This is a genomic window from Paenibacillus sp. 2TAB26, from assembly GCF_052115145.1.
In the GTDB taxonomy this organism is placed as follows: domain Bacteria; phylum Bacillota; class Bacilli; order Paenibacillales; family Paenibacillaceae; genus Pristimantibacillus.
Genome location: NZ_JBFRGC010000002.1, coordinates 73778 through 92925, shown reverse-complemented (window position 1 = coordinate 92925; position 19148 = coordinate 73778). Strand labels below are relative to the sequence as shown.

The 19148-nt window shown below is 44.9% G+C and carries 10 protein-coding genes; all 10 read right to left on the bottom strand.

The features are described from left to right. Positions 1–1866 (bottom strand): 3D-(3,5/4)-trihydroxycyclohexane-1,2-dione acylhydrolase (decyclizing), encoded by a 1866-nt coding sequence (gene iolD, locus AB4Z50_RS01840; RefSeq protein WP_441874972.1) that lies wholly within the window; start codon positions 1864–1866, stop codon positions 1–3. 76 nt (positions 1867–1942) lie between these two features. Beyond that, positions 1943–2698 (bottom strand): sugar phosphate isomerase/epimerase family protein, encoded by a 756-nt coding sequence (locus tag AB4Z50_RS01835; RefSeq protein WP_441874970.1) that lies wholly within the window; start codon positions 2696–2698, stop codon positions 1943–1945. Further along, a complete protein-coding gene (locus AB4Z50_RS01830) occupies positions 2695–3636 on the bottom strand; it encodes an aldo/keto reductase (protein ID WP_441874968.1) in 942 nt (313 codons plus the stop codon). The genes AB4Z50_RS01835 and AB4Z50_RS01830 overlap by 4 nt, the downstream gene beginning before the upstream one ends. 359 nt (positions 3637–3995) lie before the next feature. Next, complete coding sequence (locus AB4Z50_RS01825; protein WP_441874966.1) at positions 3996–10631, bottom strand: LamG-like jellyroll fold domain-containing protein; 6636 nt, start codon at positions 10629–10631, stop codon at positions 3996–3998. A 127-nt stretch (positions 10632–10758) separates the two neighbouring features. After that, positions 10759–12216 (bottom strand): leucyl aminopeptidase family protein, encoded by a 1458-nt coding sequence (locus AB4Z50_RS01820; RefSeq protein WP_441874964.1) that lies wholly within the window; start codon positions 12214–12216, stop codon positions 10759–10761. A gap of 12 nt (positions 12217–12228) precedes the next feature. Next, positions 12229–15102: an alpha-mannosidase gene (locus AB4Z50_RS01815; protein ID WP_441874962.1), complete on the bottom strand. Its 2874-nt coding sequence runs from the start codon at positions 15100–15102 to the stop codon at positions 12229–12231. A gap of 56 nt (positions 15103–15158) precedes the next feature. Next, complete coding sequence (locus tag AB4Z50_RS01810; RefSeq protein WP_441874960.1) at positions 15159–16115, bottom strand: carbohydrate kinase family protein; 957 nt, start codon at positions 16113–16115, stop codon at positions 15159–15161. A 57-nt stretch (positions 16116–16172) separates the two neighbouring features. After that, entirely contained in the window at positions 16173–17183 is a 1011-nt protein-coding gene (locus tag AB4Z50_RS01805) for a LacI family DNA-binding transcriptional regulator (protein ID WP_339203046.1), read from the bottom strand. A 130-nt stretch (positions 17184–17313) separates the two neighbouring features. Further along, a complete protein-coding gene (locus tag AB4Z50_RS01800) occupies positions 17314–18207 on the bottom strand; it encodes a metallophosphoesterase family protein (protein ID WP_441874958.1) in 894 nt (297 codons plus the stop codon). Between the two features lie 28 nt (positions 18208–18235). Next, positions 18236–19123 carry a phosphoesterase gene (locus AB4Z50_RS01795; RefSeq protein ID WP_441874956.1) on the bottom strand — a complete coding sequence of 296 codons (888 nt, stop codon included), beginning with the start codon at positions 19121–19123 and terminating at the stop codon, positions 18236–18238. Positions 19124–19148: the final 25 nt, after the last annotated feature.

The following is a 19148-nucleotide window of genomic DNA, read 5'->3' as shown; positions in this document are numbered from 1 at the left end:
TTAATAAGGGCGCGCCGCACTGATGTTTTGCTGCATCTGCTCATGCGCCTTCCTCACTTTGTCGCTCACAGACACCTCAGGTACGCCGACATTCCACCATGAGTCATAACCATCCGTATTCGTTCCCGGAAGCACCTTAATTTCCACCAGCACAGGTCCTTGTTCCGCTTTCGCGTCGTGCAGCGCTTGCTCCAGTTCTTTCGCTGAGGTAGCTTTATATGAGGCAGCGCCTAAGCCGCGGGCAAGCAAAGAGAAATCAATAGGCATAAACGGTCCATCTAACCTTCCTGTCTCTTTGGATCGGAAGCGGAATTCATTGCCGAAGCCGTCGCTGCCGTGACCGCGCTGCAAGTTATGAATGCATTGAAACCCGTTGTTGTCGAATAGTAAAATGGTCAGCTTCACGCCTTCTTGGATTGCCGTAATCAGCTCAGAGTGAAGCATGAGGTAGCTCCCATCACCAACTAACGCATACACTTCACGATCCGGTTCCGCAAGCGCCACGCCAAAAGCACCGCTTATTTCATACCCCATGCAGGAAAAGCCATATTCCAAGTGATAAGTGTTCGGTTCAGTTATACGCCAGACACGGTGCAGATCGCCCGGAAGGCTTCCAGCGGCGCCAACGATAACGTCCTTCGATTCAATGAATCCATTAATAATACCGAGTGCTCTAGTCTGGGTTAATCCATCGGCGCTCTCCAAGGCGTAGAGACGATCAACTTCACTGTCCCACTCCGCTTTCAAATCATGGATATAACCGTCAGCATAACTGGATCTGAATCTGCGATTCGTTAATTCCATCTGCAGTGCGACAATCGCCAACTTTGCGTCTGCTGTGATCGAATCCGCTTCCATCTTAACCGCATCAAATGAACTAACATTCAAGTTCAGAAATGCAGCATCGGAGCTGCGAAAAGCGGATTTGGATGCCGTCGTGAAATCAGAAAATCGTGTACCTACTCCGATGATCAAGTCTGCTTCTGCAGCTACCCGATTCGCTGCCAGTGTGCCGGTTGTACCAACTCCGCCGAGGCCAAGCGGATGATTCCACGGCACCGCGCTTTTGCCCGACTGCGTCTCAGCTATCGGAATGCCGAATGCTTCTGCAAATGCGAGAAGCTCTTTCGTCGCATTCGCATAGTGAACGCCTCCCCCTGCGATGATCAAAGGTTTCTTCTTGCGCATGATCAAATCTGCGGCACGTAAAATGGCATCCTGTTCCGCTGGACGGCGCTGCAGGAAATGGATTCGCTTCTCAAAGAAGCGTACTGGATAATCATAAGCCTCTGTTTGAACGTCCTGCGGCAGCGCTAACGTAACCGCTCCGGTGTCAACTGGATCAGTCAGCACGCGCATCGCCTGTAGAAGTGACGACATCAGCTGTTCCGGGCGGACGATGCGATCCCAAAACTTGCTGACTGCCTTGAACGGATCGTTTGCAGATATGGAGTAGTCACTCGGAACCTCCAATTGCTGCAGTACGGGGTCAGGCTGTCGGGAAGCAAAGTTATCGCCTGGCAGAAGCAGCACAGGTATGCGGTTAACCGTTGCGGTTGCGGCGCCAGTCATCATATTAAGTGCTCCTGGGCCGATTGAAGTCGTGCAGGCAAAGATCTGACGGCGGTTCTTCTGTTTAGCGTAAGCTGTAGCCGCGTGAACCATACCTTGTTCGTTCTTGCCCTGCACGAACAATAACTCAGTAGTTTCTCGCTCTAGAGCTTCGCCGATACCTGTGACGTTACCATGTCCGAAGATACCCATAACACCACGAACGAACTTTATCTCTTCTCCGTCTACAGACAAATACTGTTGATCCAAAAATCGCAGCAAAGCCTGCGCCATAGTAAGGCGAATCGTTTTCATCAGCAAAACCTCGATTCATTATAGATTGGATAAGGAAAAGCCCGCTGTTCCGGTTATTCAGATGCGGGCTTCAAGGTTAAACGAGCGTTTTTTCCAATTTCAATAAGTATTCCAAGCTAGCAGCCAGACTGTCCAACGGACTTCCTGTGCAGTAATCCTGCTCTACCGCAAACCACTCAACGCCGCTTCGCAATCCCCATTGCAGGATTGGAGAAAAATCAATAACTCCTGATCCGATCTCAGCAAAAGTCTCTCTGCTGTCCGCAGTCATGTCCTTCAAATGAAGAATCGGCATACGATTGGCATAGTTCTGGATGAAGGACAAAGGATCTTGGCCAGCTTTGCGAACCCAGTACGTATCAATCTCAGCGTAAATGGCTGGATCATCAAGCAAGTACTCCAGTGCAAATTTACCATCTATGGATGTATGAAATTCAAAATCATGATTATGATAGCCAACGCGATATTTCGTGTCCCTAACTTTAGCAGCAACTTCAAGCAAGTCTTTCTTCACGCTTGCATACCCTTCTGGATTTTGCAGCCCATCCGGCAGGGAGTGACAGATAAAGTCTTTCGTATCGAATAAGCGTGCCTCTTCCAGCACAGCATCTAAATCAAACTTCATTCGTTCCAGCCCTACATGCATGCCAGCGGTACGTAATCCGAGTTCCTTCATCACCGCAGCAATTTCTCGTGCTTCATATCCGTGCAGCCCGTCGATTTGAACGGCCGCCCATCCCATTTCACTCAAATGCTTCAGCACCGCTGGAAAATCCTTCTTTACTTCGTTTCTTAAAGTGTAGAGCTGAGCCGCCAATTGGTGTTTGATCATTCCGCAATCTCCTCCTTTTTCAAATCCAGCCATTCGACTTCCCCAGCAGTTAATGGTAGATTCATAGCCATAACCGAATCATGAAGCTCATCAAGATTTCGAGGTCCGATGATTGCGCATGTTGGGAAAGGCTGATGAAGAACAAAAGATAATGAGATTTGAATCGGTGTTACCTGTTTCAGCTCCGCTAGCTTCACTGCACGTCGGTATCGCTCCCAGTTGTTGTCGTTGTAATACACTCTCACCATTTCCGAATCAGAGAGATTGTCTGGTGTAAAATGACCTGAGAAAAACCCGCCTGCCTGCGAAGACCAAGACAATAGCGGCAGTTGGTTACGCTCATGCCAATTGCAGGTTTCCTCATCAGCAGACACACAGCCCTCCCACCTCGGCTCCTTCGCTTTGGCAAGACTCAGGTTCGTACTGCTAAACGTAAAACCTACTAGCTGATGCGCCGCCGCGTATTCATTCGCTTCCTGTATGCGCTGATGCGACCAATTCGATGCGCCAATCGCACGAATCTTCTTCTTCTCAAGCTGCTCATTCAGCTCTTCTATGATCGGTCCAACCTCGACGTTCGGATCATCTCTATGAAGCGCATATAGATCGATATAATCTGTTCCCAGCCTCTCCAAGCTTTCATCTAGATCCTTTCGGATGGCTTGTGGATTCACCCGTGGGCCTGGACTCCCATCATCGTGGTGAGCGCCTTTGTTCATAATGACTACTTTTTCCCTGATCTTCTTCTCCGCCAGCCATTGTCCCAAAATCTTCTCTTTCCCTCTGTACTGATGGGCAGTATCAAACATATTGCCGCCTGCTTCAATGTAAGCATCAAGCATCAACCGTTTTGCATCGTCCAATACTCTCAGGTCTCCCGTTCCCATAATCAACCGGGACATCGGCTTGTTCACACCTTGCATCTCCATCATTTCCATATGAACACTCCTTTCATGCTGCACTTATTCTGTTCTTCCTCTTTCAATAGAGGCATCAATCGAAGTTCGAAAATGTCTCCAACAAAACGTTTTAAACAGCTCATCATTTTTGTTCAACAATCTGTATGGTAGCGATACCATAAAAGGACAATCACGTTTTCTGGAATCGCTACCATACGGTAATTGAAGTCAGTATAATAGATTCTACCCCGTTTTACAATAGCCTCTAAAAATTACTTTCCTCAACTAAACCGAAAATGTTGAAAACCCTTTCATTTAACATGAAGTACTGTGCATATTCAGTCATTGCAAAAAAGGAATAGCCGCCCTGTTGAGCTCGAGCGGCACTCCCCCATTCATTATTTATTGATCATGTTATACAAGATTACAGCCGATTCTGCTCTTGATAGTGGAGCCAGCGGAAGAATGGAATTCCCATTTCCTTTGACAATTCCATTTTCAATCAACGAAGTCAAGCTTTCCATCGCATAGCTCGCAACTTTTGCTTTGTCGTTAAAACGATCCAGCCCAGCTGACGTGCCTTCGTTTAGCTTCATACCAGCAGCCTTCATCGCTTTATGGAGTAGAGCGAACGCGTCCTGTCTCGTAATCGGTTGAAGCGGATTAAATTTATTGTCTCCGCTGCCATTAGTAATGCCAAGCTTTTTGGCGATCATCACTTCATTATAATAATAGGAAGAAAAACTGACGTCGTCGAAATTCGTATCGATTGGAGCTGTTAATTCAAGCGCCTTAACAAGCAGGACGATAAAGTCCGCCCTTGTTATTGTGGTTGAAGGAAAGTATTTTATTACAGACGTGCCATTAATAATTCCTTTGGATGCCAGCACTTCGATTTGCTTTTTAGCCCATTTCACGTTCTCGAGATCATCGAATGTTTTATGAACAAACATGATCGCATATTTGCTGAAATGAGTTGTCGTAAAAGCAACCGTTTTTGTAGATGGCTCATATTTGCTATTCGGTACTGTGCTCGGTTTACCAATATTATTAATGTACCCTGCTACAATATGCTCCGAATCGGCTAACTCGGCATCCGATGCTGTATATGGAACTGAAATTTTCACTCGAGCCTGTGGATTGCTCCAAGCAACCTTAGCTCCATCGATATACACATCAACCTCAATAATAGGTCTATCGCCAATCTGTTCCTGTAAAGCTGGATCAAGCGATGTTTTATCTACGCTCGCAATAACTAGCGCAACCGTCTTCGCTCCGGACAAATCCTGCCCGCTTAGCATATTGGCAGGTACCGTTATTGTTCCAATTGCAGTCGTTATCTCGATCAAATGCGTCGCTTGATCAGAATGAAGTGCTGCTTTCGGAAGCTCAACGACATACGCTTTTGCTTTATCCGCTTTCTGTACCTCGACTTTAACCGTTTTCACACCATCGTCATCAGCTGAAGATGTGCTAAGCGCTTTGTTCCAGTCTCGCTCTTCAACCACGGCCTTTGCTTCTCCCGTTCTAGCATCAACTTTAGGCACTAAGTTAATTAAACCTTTGTCGTTTGTCACGTCGGGAGTGACGACATCAACGACATCATTTTTTGCAAAACGAAATCTGCTGCTGAAATCAAATGGAATGTTGTACATATCTCCGGGACCAATCAAGAATTTCGTGTCCAGGTATGAACGCTCCCCTACCGGAATGCTATCAACATATGGCGAGAACGTCTTCACACGAATCTCCTTTGACTTTTCATCAAATTCAAAAAAAGATGTCCAACCGTTGCCGCCAGCGATATCCGATTGATAGTCAGTTAACACTTGCAAGACTTCATTTCCATTAGCCTTCTTCTTCACATTCAGACCAGCACCGCTATTATGTCCGCCTACCATCATGAATACTTGATCATAATTCTCGACAAGGTCTCTCCAAAATAAGCTGCCCTGACCGCCTTCGCTCACTTGACCATTGTCATCGATTTTCATAATATTATGCGAGAAAATGACGGTTGGCATTTTCGGGTTCTCATTAAGCACCGTTTTTGCCCAGTCTCTTTCTTTTGTATTACTCGAATTGTTCCCCACTGAGTCTACCGCAAGGAACATATACTTGTAGCTGCCGGCTGTTATGATCGAGTATGTGCTTAATCCCGAAGGCGAAGCGCCCTTGAAATGTTCCGTACCAGCAAATCTATTGGGACCCATAGTGTCCAGATAGCCAGAGCCATTCAAATCGTGATTGCCGCGAGTAACAATATAAGGCACATTAGCTTGATCTAAAATCTTATAGGCCTTATCGGCAGAAGCCCATTCCTTGGCTGCGCTGCTTTGCGTCGTGTCGCCAACATTTACCGTCATCGCGATATTCTTGCTAACATAATTGTCTGCAATAAACTGTAGCTGCTTCTCAAGAATTTCCGGTTTGGATTGCACCACATACTGTGGATCTGGAATGATCGCAAACGTATACGTATCTTGTGCAAACATCGGAAGATCATTATTAGTCCCATAATTTACCTTGTATTTGAACTCCGTTTTAATGAATTGGTCCTTCTCCAATGCTTTACTGGATACTCGGATATGTTTGATTTTTCCTAAAAAGAGGCTGTCTGGCGCTCTATCCCATTCATAAGCTCCGACATTCCACCCCATGCCCGCTTCGGCTGCGATTCCATTAATGATTTCGTCCGTTTGAGGATTGCGAATGGATTCTACACCATTTACGAATAAAATTGTCTTCGAGCCATCATTCACAATCGCAACGTGTGTGTATTCATCTGACTGAGCCCATGCTTTAATAGCTGAAAGTGAGTTCGACCAGTTCGATTGGAGTTCGTTCGAGCTCGAGTTCCCATGCGTACTCGCCCATTGAACTTCGCGAATGCTTGAAATGGATAGCGTTGATAGCGGCTCCTGTTCCCCTGGATCAAATGTGTTATTCCCTTGGCGAGTCAATATCCCCATCCAGTCATTAATATTGGTGCCAAGCTTAAATTCTGCTTCAATCGTAAAACCTTTATCGAAAGTTTTCGTATTGATTGGGGCGCCTTCTACTGTAGTCAAATATTGGCCATTTATTTTCTCATTTGCAAAATCAAGAGCACCGTCTTCAGTAAATGACAGCCTATTGTCTCCCGGAGTTCCAGCAACGGCCATTTTAAGATCATTGCCCATGCCGCTCCTATCTTTTATAACCAAATTGCCTGCTTCGATAGATGTTCCGGGCTGCACATTTGCTTGGGAAAATACCCAATCAGCAATTACGGAATTCTCAGGATCAGTGCCAGGTATTTCGCCTAAAGTCAGTTCAACAGGCTCTGCTGCATCCTGCTCATTGTAAAGCTCAAACTCGCTGATCGCATATTTATGATCGGCATTTAAATTCGCTGCCCATAGCAGCAAATAAATGCCTTTCAACCCCTTATAACCTTCACCGTAATATTCCTTATAATTGGGAAGATCAATGGTTACACTCTCGTAAATGTCTGGACTATCTGTCTGCCATGTCGGTTTATAGGCTTTAGCATTAAGCTCCTGCCATGTGGTGCCATTTACAGAAGTTTCAGTATCGATGACGGTTATACCTTGCTGCTGTGCATTATTGACGACAAGAACTAGTTTATTAAAATCTTGAAGATTGTCGTCGTCCCATTGCAGCATAATCCGATGCGCAGGATTAAACTCTCCTTTTGGGTTCAGGTTTGTAATAGCAGCACTTTGGAAATACGTCTCCTCATCCCCGTCAGCAAACTTGAGCGGAGAATGCTCACTTGAGTTATCGTAATCATTTCTAATTAAGTTAACTGGCTCTCCATCTTTATTCAAATATGTCGCACTTACAACCGTAGCTTCAAGCGCTACATTTTTGTTTCGTTTTACCGTTAGCGTATAGGTCTTTGTTGTCATGCCATCCGCTGCTTTGGTAACGAATACGATCTTACTATTGCCCATCGGCAGCTTCGCTGTAATCTTCTGTCCGCTGACGACAGGAATATCGTTAACTGTCATCGTGCCTTTTTTGTTTTTCAGCCGTGGCTGAATCGTAATGGCATCTACTTTTGTATTAACCCTTGTTGTATATTCGTATATTTCGCTATTAAAAACAATGTTCTCTTTTCCTCCACTAACGACTAACTCCGACAATGACGCTTCGCTGTTTGCGTCCAACACCGTTATTGTACTTTTAGCGTCAAATCGTCCATCCAATGTTCTGGCCGAAATCTCAGCCGAGCCCGGTAATTTCGCAAATACCTTACCGCTCTGATCCACGGCAGCTACATCAGCGTTGCTGCTGAACCATTCATATGCTTTGTTCGTTGCATTGCTTGGTAAGATCTCAGCAGTCAACTTCATCGTTTCATTCGTATAGAGCATTCCGGTTGAGGGGGAAACCTTAATGCCAGTTATAGGAACAACGTCACTAGTAACCGTGATGCTAGTGGTTGCCTTTTTGTTGCCATCAACACTAATTGCCGTAATAACTGCTTTCCCTCCAGCTATCGCAGTTACTTTTCCATTGCTGTCTACGGTCGCGATCTGCTCATTCGATGTGTACCAATCTACACTCTTCTCGGTCGCTCCTGCTGGTAAAACAACCGCTTCTATTGCTTCCGTTTCTCCTGCATCCATTGTAAGTGTATCTGGAAGGCTTAAAGCATTCACAGCAATGTAGTCAAGATTTACTTTTGTTTTATCCAATTGGAATAAATCCGCTACTCCACCGTTAAGGACGACTTCTAGTTGATAGAGGTTTCCGCCAATTGGCGTCAATACAACAGGCTCCAGATCTCCTGTAAGTCTACTTACTTTCTTAATCGCATCCTTATTGTATTTTGCTAGATTTAATTGCACCGTAATCGTCTGTTCCGTCTCTGCACCCTCTCCATGCTGCTCCACCGTTTTACCGTTCCCTGAGGTCAGTCCGTTCATGACCATAAAATATTCCATGTCTGTGGAGTTGAAAAACGACTCTGTATCTGGCAGAGGTTCAAAAAAACCAAGCATTACATCGCCATTAAGTCCTCCTTGAACGCTGGAGTTTTTCGAAACTACGCTCCTTAAATAAGGATGCTTTAGCTGAGTATTCTTATCGAATATTGGTGTTTCTCTAGGCGTTAGGTTTTTAACGATTCTTCCGTTTGAATCCTTATGTTGCCCCGGCAAAATAGAGACATCTGTGCTATTGAGCCGTACGAGATGTGGTCCAAGGTTGTTTATTTGCCTTGCCATTTCGGCATATTGCTCATATTGCTTTGTAGGTTTACCGTCCTTGTCAAAAAACAAGAAAGTGTTGCTGTCATACTCCCAGCGGAACATGCTGAGCCATTTGCCGCCCATCGTCAATGTGGCGAACGGAACGCCAAATATTTGAGATTCAGTTATAATATATGGACCTACATCTGCAGGAATCTCACCTGTCTTGAAGCCAAGCAAATATTGCCCGAAAGCGATCGGACTTTGCCCGGTTCCGTCATAGCCCTTAAGTGCAATCGTTCTTTGGTCATTAATGTTATTGACGATTGTTGTAAATAGATTGTTGTCCGAGCCTCTCGTTGAGAATAAATAATCGTCGAAAGTGAGCAGGTCAGGTTCGGCCGTACGAATGTACGTTTCATAATCGTCCCTTTGCCATTGACGCGATTGTTGGTTGCTGTGAGCGAGGACATCCGGATAAAGTTTGTGGCTTAGCTTGAACCACTCCGTAAAGGTTTTCAAGATCCCTTCGTTGTAGTTTTCTTCATCTCCAAATGATATCGTAATCAGCTTATCTACATTAGTTTTTTGCGCATCACTCAAAAATCCCGTCATATCTTTTTCTTTCGGACCGCCTCCCAAGCCATCTCCGAATGCCCCTTTTACAAACGACCATTGTGCTTCTGGCACCTGGTTATGGAACATTTGGTTATAGCCCGGATATTCGTAATAGGTAGCCGTAGTAAAATGACTGTTTTTCCATTCCTCTGCACTAGCGTATTTCCGACCTGATTGATCCGTTGTCATCCACGTCTGCATTTGCAGCCCTTTATCAATCAAAACTCTGCTCGCGCGAGATAACGTTTTTGGTGGAATAACAGTTACAGTCCTCACTTTGGTAACCGAATCTCCTGCTTGGTTAGATACCGTATAGTTCACTTTGTAGATGCCGCCTTTACTCGTATCGACAAGACCAGTCGTTTGAATATCGGCCGTAATATCTCCGTCCTTTGAATCGGATGCTTGTGCTCCGTTCTCCACATAGGTATCGTTCAAAGATAAACTCAATTCCGAATGACCGTTTAACGAAATAATAGGCCAATTAAAACCCGGAACCTGTTTCATTTCCTCATCTGTCAGAGCTTTGTCATAAATTTTGAGTTCGTCGATGAGCCCCGGCCACGCATTTGTCACTTCCGGCTCTCGGTCAGCTCCAATCCGAAAGTCACCACTATTCGATACTAATAACGTATCGTCCGTAGCAGCTTCGAACGCACCATTGACATAAAGCTTAACCTGGTCACCCTCTCTGCTAAGGGCAACATGGTACCACTTTTTAGGCTCAATTAATGTTGCTCCGATAGTCGTTTTTCCGCCAAGTGAGGATTGTAATCTACCATCTGCTCTGCGTGATAACAGCGTTTCTCCGCCCTCACCTTGCTGCTGAACAATGACAACGTCTCTGTTTGTATAGTTTGAATTGAAATGGACAAGCAAGCTCATGGAGAAATCGCTGCCTGTATTTATTAAATTCTGATTCGGCACAGTGGCGTAACTAAGATAACCATTTAACAATAAGGCTTTTCCTACCTTGCCGCTTCCTATTGCAGCATCGGTAAGGATAGCATTATTCCGCTTCAACGTGTCCGGAGATATGCCATCCTTCGACACTTCATCAAATTTCCATTCACCAACTAAACCGGAAATCGTCGTAGGTTGACTGCTATCATCAGCATAAGCAATAGCATGAGGAAAACCGATACTGATACAGCTAATCCATAAACTCATAACCAAAATCATGCTAACCAATCTCTTATTTCTCATAAGCAACATAAATAACCTCCTACATTAATTGGATAGAATAATAAATTCAACGCTCACCCACTTGTTGTTTAATGTTATATATGTATTTGTTTGCGTTTACAAAAAAAATAAATAAAGAGGAGGATTACCCTCCTTTTTATCTCGACATCACAAACGAAGCCAACATTCTCGCGCCGAAGCCGGTCGCACCGATAGCCAGCTGGCCACTTGCGGAGGATGAATCTTTGGGACCATTCATGTCGATATGTGCCCATTTCAATGAAGGATGGACAAACTTGCGTAAGAACAGTGCCGCTGAAATCGCACCTCCGCCATCACCGCTGCTAATGTTGCAGACATCGGCATATGTGCTATCCAAATACGATTCGTATTCATCTACCAATGGCAGCTGCCATACTTTCTCGCCAAACGGCTCACCTGCATTTTTACACAACCCCACCAACTCGTCGTCGCCGAGGATACCTGCAATCTTCGTTCCTAGTGCGCCGACGACAGCGTAAGTTAACGTCGCCATATCGATCGCTTCCACTGCCCCTATTCGATGAGCATGGATCAACGCATCAGCCAGTATGAGTCGGCCTTCCGAATCGGTATTGCCTACTTGAACGGTTAGGCCATTCGCATATCGGATTACATCACTCGGTAGTAAGCTGTTCCCTGATATAACATTCTCTGCAGTCGGCACCAACACCGCTATGTTGGCGGACGCACCGCACTTAACGACGATATCCAGCGCCCCAAGCACACCTGCCGCACCGGCCATATCCATCCTCATACTGCTAATATCGTAATCTTTTTTAAGGCTGATTCCCCCGGTGTCGAACGTAATTCCTTTGCCAATTAGAGCTGTAAGCGGCTTTGACTCATCCGTACAATAGCGAAGTTCGATAAAAGCAGGCGCATATACGCTTCCTTTACCAACCGCTATTACGCCGGCAAAACCTTGCCTCTCCAACTCCTCGCCAGTGTAGACATTAATCTCCACACCAGTTCCGGCAAAACGCTCCATCACTTTGTCCGTTAGTACTAACGGGCGCAAATAGTTGGCTGGCTCATTCGCAAGATCGCGCGCCCAGATCGTACCTTCAGCATGAATTTCGCCTTGGCGAATAGCCTCCTGGATCTGCAAACCGGTCTGATCATCGAAAGAAAGGATCGGGATTTCCAGCTTATCTGACTTCGTCTTATATTTATCGAAGGAATACGTACCCAGTTTCCAACCTTCCACCCATGCCGAGATAGCTTCTGCTTCTTGATCGGATGCTATATTGGCATCCCACAGCGCTTGAAAAGAAACATGCACACTGCCACATTTCTCTTTGGCTGCTGCTCTTCCCGTGTTGCCGGCTGCTTCCCTAATCCGAACAGGGTGAATTAGCGAGGCATCACCCATACCTACGATAACAACATCCGGTTGTCCTAGACGACCATAGAACCACGTTATTGCATCTTTGGCGCCCATATGTGGTCTCAATACTGACACATCGAACAGATGCCGGACTCGCGGCAGATCCAGAATCCGTTCTACATTTTGTTCATAAACCGGATAAATTAAGGTTTGTGTAGTCTTTTCTGCTTGCTGATCGATACTCACCGGACAACCCTCCTATTGTTCAAATTCAATACATAGGCTCGCGACGCCAAAAGCCATAACCTCAAAACCTATTTGTGATTCATTAATGAATACTTCCCCCTCAACTAGAGGACATTCTAACGTATCGACAAAATAAGCTTTGCTCACTTTGCGGCATAACTCCAGCTTTACCGAGGATGTGTTTCCTTCGGTTTCATACACGCGAATAATCCATCGATTAACAGCTTGATTGTCCTCAGGCATCTTGATCGCAGAGATTGCAATCGTTCCTTCAATTAATTGCAAGAAGCTTTGTGTTGTCGGCCAATCTCCATTACTCGCAGCCGCTGAGATGTATTGGAGCGGAAGATGATAATGGGAGGATTGTTCAATCAATTGCTGGTTATTAGAAGCATCAACTACACAAATACTTAAACGAATGCGATGAACCCCTGTATTCGGATAAGCATCCGGGCCATAAGAGCCCCGCAGCAGTGTGACGGAAAGGGCTCGATCCATACCTCGGAATCCATATTTACAATCCGATAGAAGCATAATTGCTCTACCCTTCTCATGGTTCGAAGGAACACCGAGTGCCCAACTGTTCGCAGGTACGTCTAAGTCGAGGGAAGGACGTTCAATCGTACCGAAAGCCATATTGTATCGATAGGATTCGCTTTCATAACCAAAAGGCGCATAAAACTGTAACTGCGGTGTAAATTCCTTTTCATTGCCGTATTCATGCCAATCACATTCCACATTGTAATCGATCCTGCTGCTGCCCTGATCCAGAGATACCGTAACTTGCAATTTCGATCTTCGAAACGGGACGCTGAACGTAATGGATTGCCTCAGCAGCTTGCTGCCTAATTCACTGCTTTCGATTTTGATGCCTTCAGTGAGTTCTTCAATTTTGCGGTATCGGCCTACCAGCCATGCATTGCCACCTCCTTTAAAAGTATCCTCCTCGATAAATCGGAATACGCCTACGGGTCGGCTGCTATCGATGAGCTGCTGTCCGTTCTCTTTATTGATTAATGAAATAATCGTAAGCTTTCGCACATCTAGGACTGCCTTTAAAAGCTCGTTCTCCAACACAAACGTATACAGTTCCACAGGCGGAAGGTTTTGACCCGTGAGATAGAAATCATTTGCCGTAAGCTCTGCCATATCCCCTGCTTTTTCCGTCATGATATAGGTGCTGTATCCTAATGCTGGAACATTTACGGGCAGTAATACACGCAAGAAAAAGTGCCCCCAATGCTCGGCAAATCCACGATCCACAAATTGAAAATCAAGTGGATTTCCCTCGTCGTCTTCGAAACCGATGCTTTGGATATTTCCATCCCAATCCCAAATCGTAATCTCGGCTAATTCTTTACGTGCGGTAGTAGCACTGTTGAACACATTAAATATCCGTGTTTTCCCGCGTCCGCGGTCACTTTCGCCCGTTCGAAATTGATGCTTTATGCTGACACCAACTCCAGCGCCTGCTCCTTCGGAAAAGCTTTCTTTCAGGTCCTCGCCCTCAACAAGAAAACGTGAGGTATCGATGCGCGCAGCAAGACTACGCATAGAAGCACTTCGTTTGCTATTAGCCATGGCGGATATTTCTTGGAACGCTCCAAGTGCATGATCACGCGTTTCTGGAATGCCTGTTCCCGGCAAAATATCATGAAATTGATTAAATAAAGTTTTTCTCCAAGCTTCTTCTAATTGCTTGCCATAATACTTGGACGAAGTCCACAACGCGGACACACTAGACAATGCTTCCGCTTCATACAGCAGGTTTTCCGAAACTCGGTTCGCTTGTTTCAAACGTGCTTCCGAGCTGTAGCACCCTGTAAAAATAAAGTTCAGCTCGTTTTGCACAATCGGGAGTTGATCGGCTATTTGCTCTGTTAACGCGAAGTATTCTGCATACTTTCCGAAGCGAATGGTCGGAAAAATCGGCCATTCCTTCATATCAAGTATGCGCTCTATGTCACGCCGCGTCGGACCGCCGCCATGATCACCTACCCCATATACTTTCATCATCGTGTTCAAGCCTGTTTTCTGGCAAAACTCCGGCACCGTAAGCACCATTTCACCTTCAATGCGGGAATCGTACCAATGCGGCTCTTTATATGCGATAACCGATCTCCCTGAGGGCGCCATCCAGCGATAGAGGTGATGTCCCTCATGGTTATGACCACGGCAATAGTAATAATATTTGATGCCCGCGTGATGCAATGTTTCCGGCACATTAAGCGCATGACCGAAAGTGTCCGGCTCAAAATCGATTTGCAAATCATCCAACTGCAATCCGAACAAATGTGTAAGATAGTTTTTGGCATATAAGAACTGCCGAGTCATACTTTCACCGTTTGGCATGTTCTTATCCGCTTCAACCCAAGTTGATGCCGTTACTTCCCATCGTCCTTCTTGTACACGAAGTTTGATTTCTTCTAGCATTTCAGGATCATAGGTTTCAACAATATGATAGGCAGCTGCTTGAGAATGGGAAAAGCAAAAATCAGGATACTCCTGCAGCAGATCCAGCATTGTCCGGAACGTGTTAAGAGTCGCAGATACCGTCTCATCCCAGCCCCAAAGAAAATTCATATCTAAGTGGGCATGAGCAGCACAAATCAAATGGTACGACTTCGCTGCTGCTGCCATTTCAGACAACCGCTGCTCTGCACTCCGAACCGGTTGCTCCCCGATGATGCCTTCTTGATCTAATGTATTCAGCAGATCAATAACAACGGGATCGATCAGATCATCATACTGACCTCCCATCACCTTTGAAACCCGATTAGCATATTCCAATTCCGCAACGATGCGTTTGCCCCATTGCCCTTCCGACACACGAGTTTTCAGCTTTACGAGATTTGCGTTCAGTTTCTCGACTTGTATGATGTCCACTCTCCTAAAACCCGCTTATAGTCTCGTACATAAACCATCACTATGAATCCTTAGATTCATAGTGTGGTTTCCAGCGTTTCTTTTGTTTCACCAATTCGATCTGCGATAAATTTCTCTAGCAGCTGTATGTTTGTCGTCCCTGTATTTCCACCGTATTCGCTTACAGACATTGCGCCGCAAGCATTTCCATATATCAAGCATTCCTCTGGATTTTTCCCTGCCAAATAACCATAAATATAACCGGCATTAAAAGAATCACCCGCTCCAGTCGTATCGACGACTCGCACGGAGAAGCTCGAACGATAGGACTGCTGCCCGCCTACCGATGTCACCGCACCTTTCGAACCCAATTTGAGCACGATATGGCTGCTGTGTTTAGAAAGAACTTCAAGACTTTCCTCTACCGTTGTACAACCGGTATAGTGTATAGCTTCGGTTTCGTTCATTAAGAAAACGTCGATATGCTTCATTAATTCAAAAATGCCAGGATACCATTCCCCTGTGTCATCCCACCCCATATCAATAGAGGTCGTTACGCCTAGTGCTTTAAGTTTTTTTACGGTTTCCAAAAATTCAGCATGATTGCGGCTTCCCTTATAACAAGTCAAATGAACATGACGTCCTAATAAAACACTATTCATGTCAAGCTGCTGCAAGCTTAGCTCGGCGTTTGAACCAGCATACGTAATAAAAGAACGATCATTTTCCGGATTAATTGCAATGGATATTCCTGTATTGCTGCTGCTCTTTTTAATATATCTGGTATCGATTCCATACCGAGAAAATTGATCTTTTATAAGCTGACCAAATCCGTCATCACCTAGAACTCCGTTAAAGGCAACCTTCAAACCTAGCTTGGCTGTTGCCAAACTAAACAAAGCTGCCCCTCCGCCGACGTGGATGGTCATATTTTGAACAAATACCTCTTGTCCGGGTGCTGGCAGCTCGTTGCAGCCCTCAACAACTAAATCAATATTCGCGTCTCCAATCACGATGACATCGTAATTTTTCAATGGTGCCTCATCTCCATCTATTTCCGATATGCACTGATGTGCTGTGCTCTCTAATCCTTATGAATCTCTTCTTATACAGCTTTCACGGACAACTAGTTTATGCTCCAAGATAATATCCTCGGTTGACGTTTCCTTATTCGTAATCTGTTTCAACAGCGCTGCCATCGTCACTTTGCCCATGTCTTGAATAGGCTGCTCCATTGAGGTTAACCTCGGACGGGCAAGCTCGGTCAGTTGACTTCCGTCAAAGCCCATAATGGAAATATCCTCTGGAACTCGAAGGTTATGATCCCAAATGCAGTTCATCGCTCCAACAGCCATATCATCACTTACGGCAAATACAGCCGTAGGCGTTTGTTTATTGCGAAGAATATCCTTCATTTGCTCGTATCCGCTTTTCACTTTATAATCACCGAACCGGATATTTTCATATATGATTTTAATGGAATGGTCTGACAATGCATTTCGATATCCGCTATACCGGTTTTGTCCCGATGTAATATCACGCATGTCGCCGCCGATAAACCCGATTTCCTCATGGCCAAGCTCAATCAAATATTTTGTCGCATCGTAAGCAGCTTTGTAGTCATCAATAATTACAGAAGCGAACTCCTGGTCCATCGGTTTAACACTAGAAAAAATAACGGGAATGTTCATCTTATGAATCAAAGCACGAATTTCCTCATTAATTTTCTCATGCATAATAATGATGCCTTCTACTCGCATTTCCTGAAACACATTGATATACTTTAATTCTTTATCTATATCCTCGATGATATTGCATACCAAAAGGTTATAATCATTAGTGCTAGCCGCTTCTTCGATGCTGCTTAAAATTGTCGAATAGAAGCTTGAGGTAAGATCTGGCACAATTACCCCAATGAGATTCGTTTTGTTGCGTACCAAGCTTCGGGCGATATGGCTCGGAGCGTATCCCAATTGATCGATGGCTTGATTCACCTTTTCCTTGAGATCGTCTTTCACATACCTCTCGCCATTTAGCACTCTGGACACAGTCGTAACCGAAACTCCTGCTACCCGGGCCACATCTTTGATTTTTGGTTGCACATTATTCACCCTTCGTGGAAGTATATTTCGTTCATATATTAGAATTATATAAGATATACTTCGACTTCGACAAACTTTCTCATCATTTATTCTTTAATATCATTCAGCCGCGAGACTAATCCTTATCAGCTTAGTTCAATTTCGCTATTTCTATCCGTGTATCGAACTCCCGTTTTCCTTCGAATAACGTAATGATTCTTGCTCCGCGCTCAAGCTCTCCGTATGTGTTGAAGCCCGTGGCACGTCCATAACACAATCGGATGCCATGAAGCTCTCCTACGTAATCATTATCATGATCATGTCCGGCAAAAGTCCCCATGACATCACCCTGCTCCAGCATTGCCGTGAATAAACCGCTGTTCAACTTCGGACAGCAGACCTCCTCGCCTTTATTGCCTATACTTTTGCCTTCCTGCCAGACTTGCTCATATTCCGGTATTGGAATATGGAAAAAAGCGAGTCCAGGCAATGCGCTGCCATTCTTCTGAGCAAGCTTTTTCGATTCGCTGCAGTACCAGTGAACCTGATCTGGATGTATCCATTCATATCCACCAACGGACTCAGGTGCTGAATCTCCGGAATCAAAAAAGTACAGAACAGCCGTATCTTCTTCACTCGCAGAACCCGCTACAGTAAAAGCATAATTCCCAACTCCATGGATGTCCTTAGGACCATCCTCAGATAAGTTATTACTATATTCCTTTAAAACTTCATTCAATCGCTGACGAGTAATACCTGTCTCTGAATCATGATTGCCATAAATGACAGCGAACGGAATGGCAGACTGGACAACATCCGCAATCGCACGGCGAAATGCTGCTTCTTGATCCTCTGTATCATAGCTGGATATGACATCGCCAGTAAGGACGATCAAATCGGGCTTCTGCGACGCAATCAGCTGCTGAATAACAGCTAACGTTTGAACATCCTTTTCAGGTTCAATTCCATTCTTGATATGCATATCGGTAAATTGAATGATCGTAAATGTCCCGTCTGATCGGAATCTTAACTTGTTGTGCTCCACCATAACTCCTCCTTGACCTAAAACCTGATTAATCTTCAATAAATAATGGCTGAGAAAAAGCGGAATACCCGCCTTCCAAATAAACGGCTATACGGACGTATTTTTCGTCTCCATTACACTCATATTCAGCTTGCTTGATTCGTCCTGTTGTTTCTTTAAGCACCTGTCCGTCTTTACCGAAAAACGTGACATATTTGTACATTTTATCAAGCAAATCATTAGAGCGAAGATCAACAACAACCTTGTTGCCTTCTACACTGATCGCATCAAACCCATACCCCGTTGATACATAAAAGTTACCTTCTTTAATCGCATCAATGATAGCATCGTTCGTATTTGCCTTAGCTCTAACCACGTTCCAAGCGCGTTTTTCTTGTCCATATACGTGCGAGTCGTCATTTCCGAAGCCCCACACTTTACGACCGGCGGATAAAAGAGCATCCCACTTGTCAAACGCGATATCATACTCTGGATTGCCGTCCCCGTTATAGACTTCAACCCCAAGATAACGTTCCATCTTAAACATATCTTCTAGTTCCCAAAAATTCGAGAAATACCGATTCGGATGCACAAGCACTGCAAATCCATCGTTCGTCGTTGTTAGATCCACAAAGCGTTGATAGTTCTCAATCGTAAATGCATTGCTGTAGTTTTCCATAATCATTTGCGGCGGTTTCACGAGCAGCATATGTGTTTGCCGACTGCTGACTTCTATGGCTTCGAAAACAGTCGGTATCTCTCTTTTGCCTTCGTGTTTTGTAATTTTATCGTGGTCAGAAATACCGAGAAAATCGTATCCACCGTACATTTTGTAAACCGTTTCGAGCGAAAACCAACCATCGCTGTTCGTCGTGTGGTTATGAAAGCTTCCTTTAAACCAAGTTCCCGACTCTACGTATGGATTCACTATTTTCATTTTGTTCCCATCCTCTCCTAGGCTG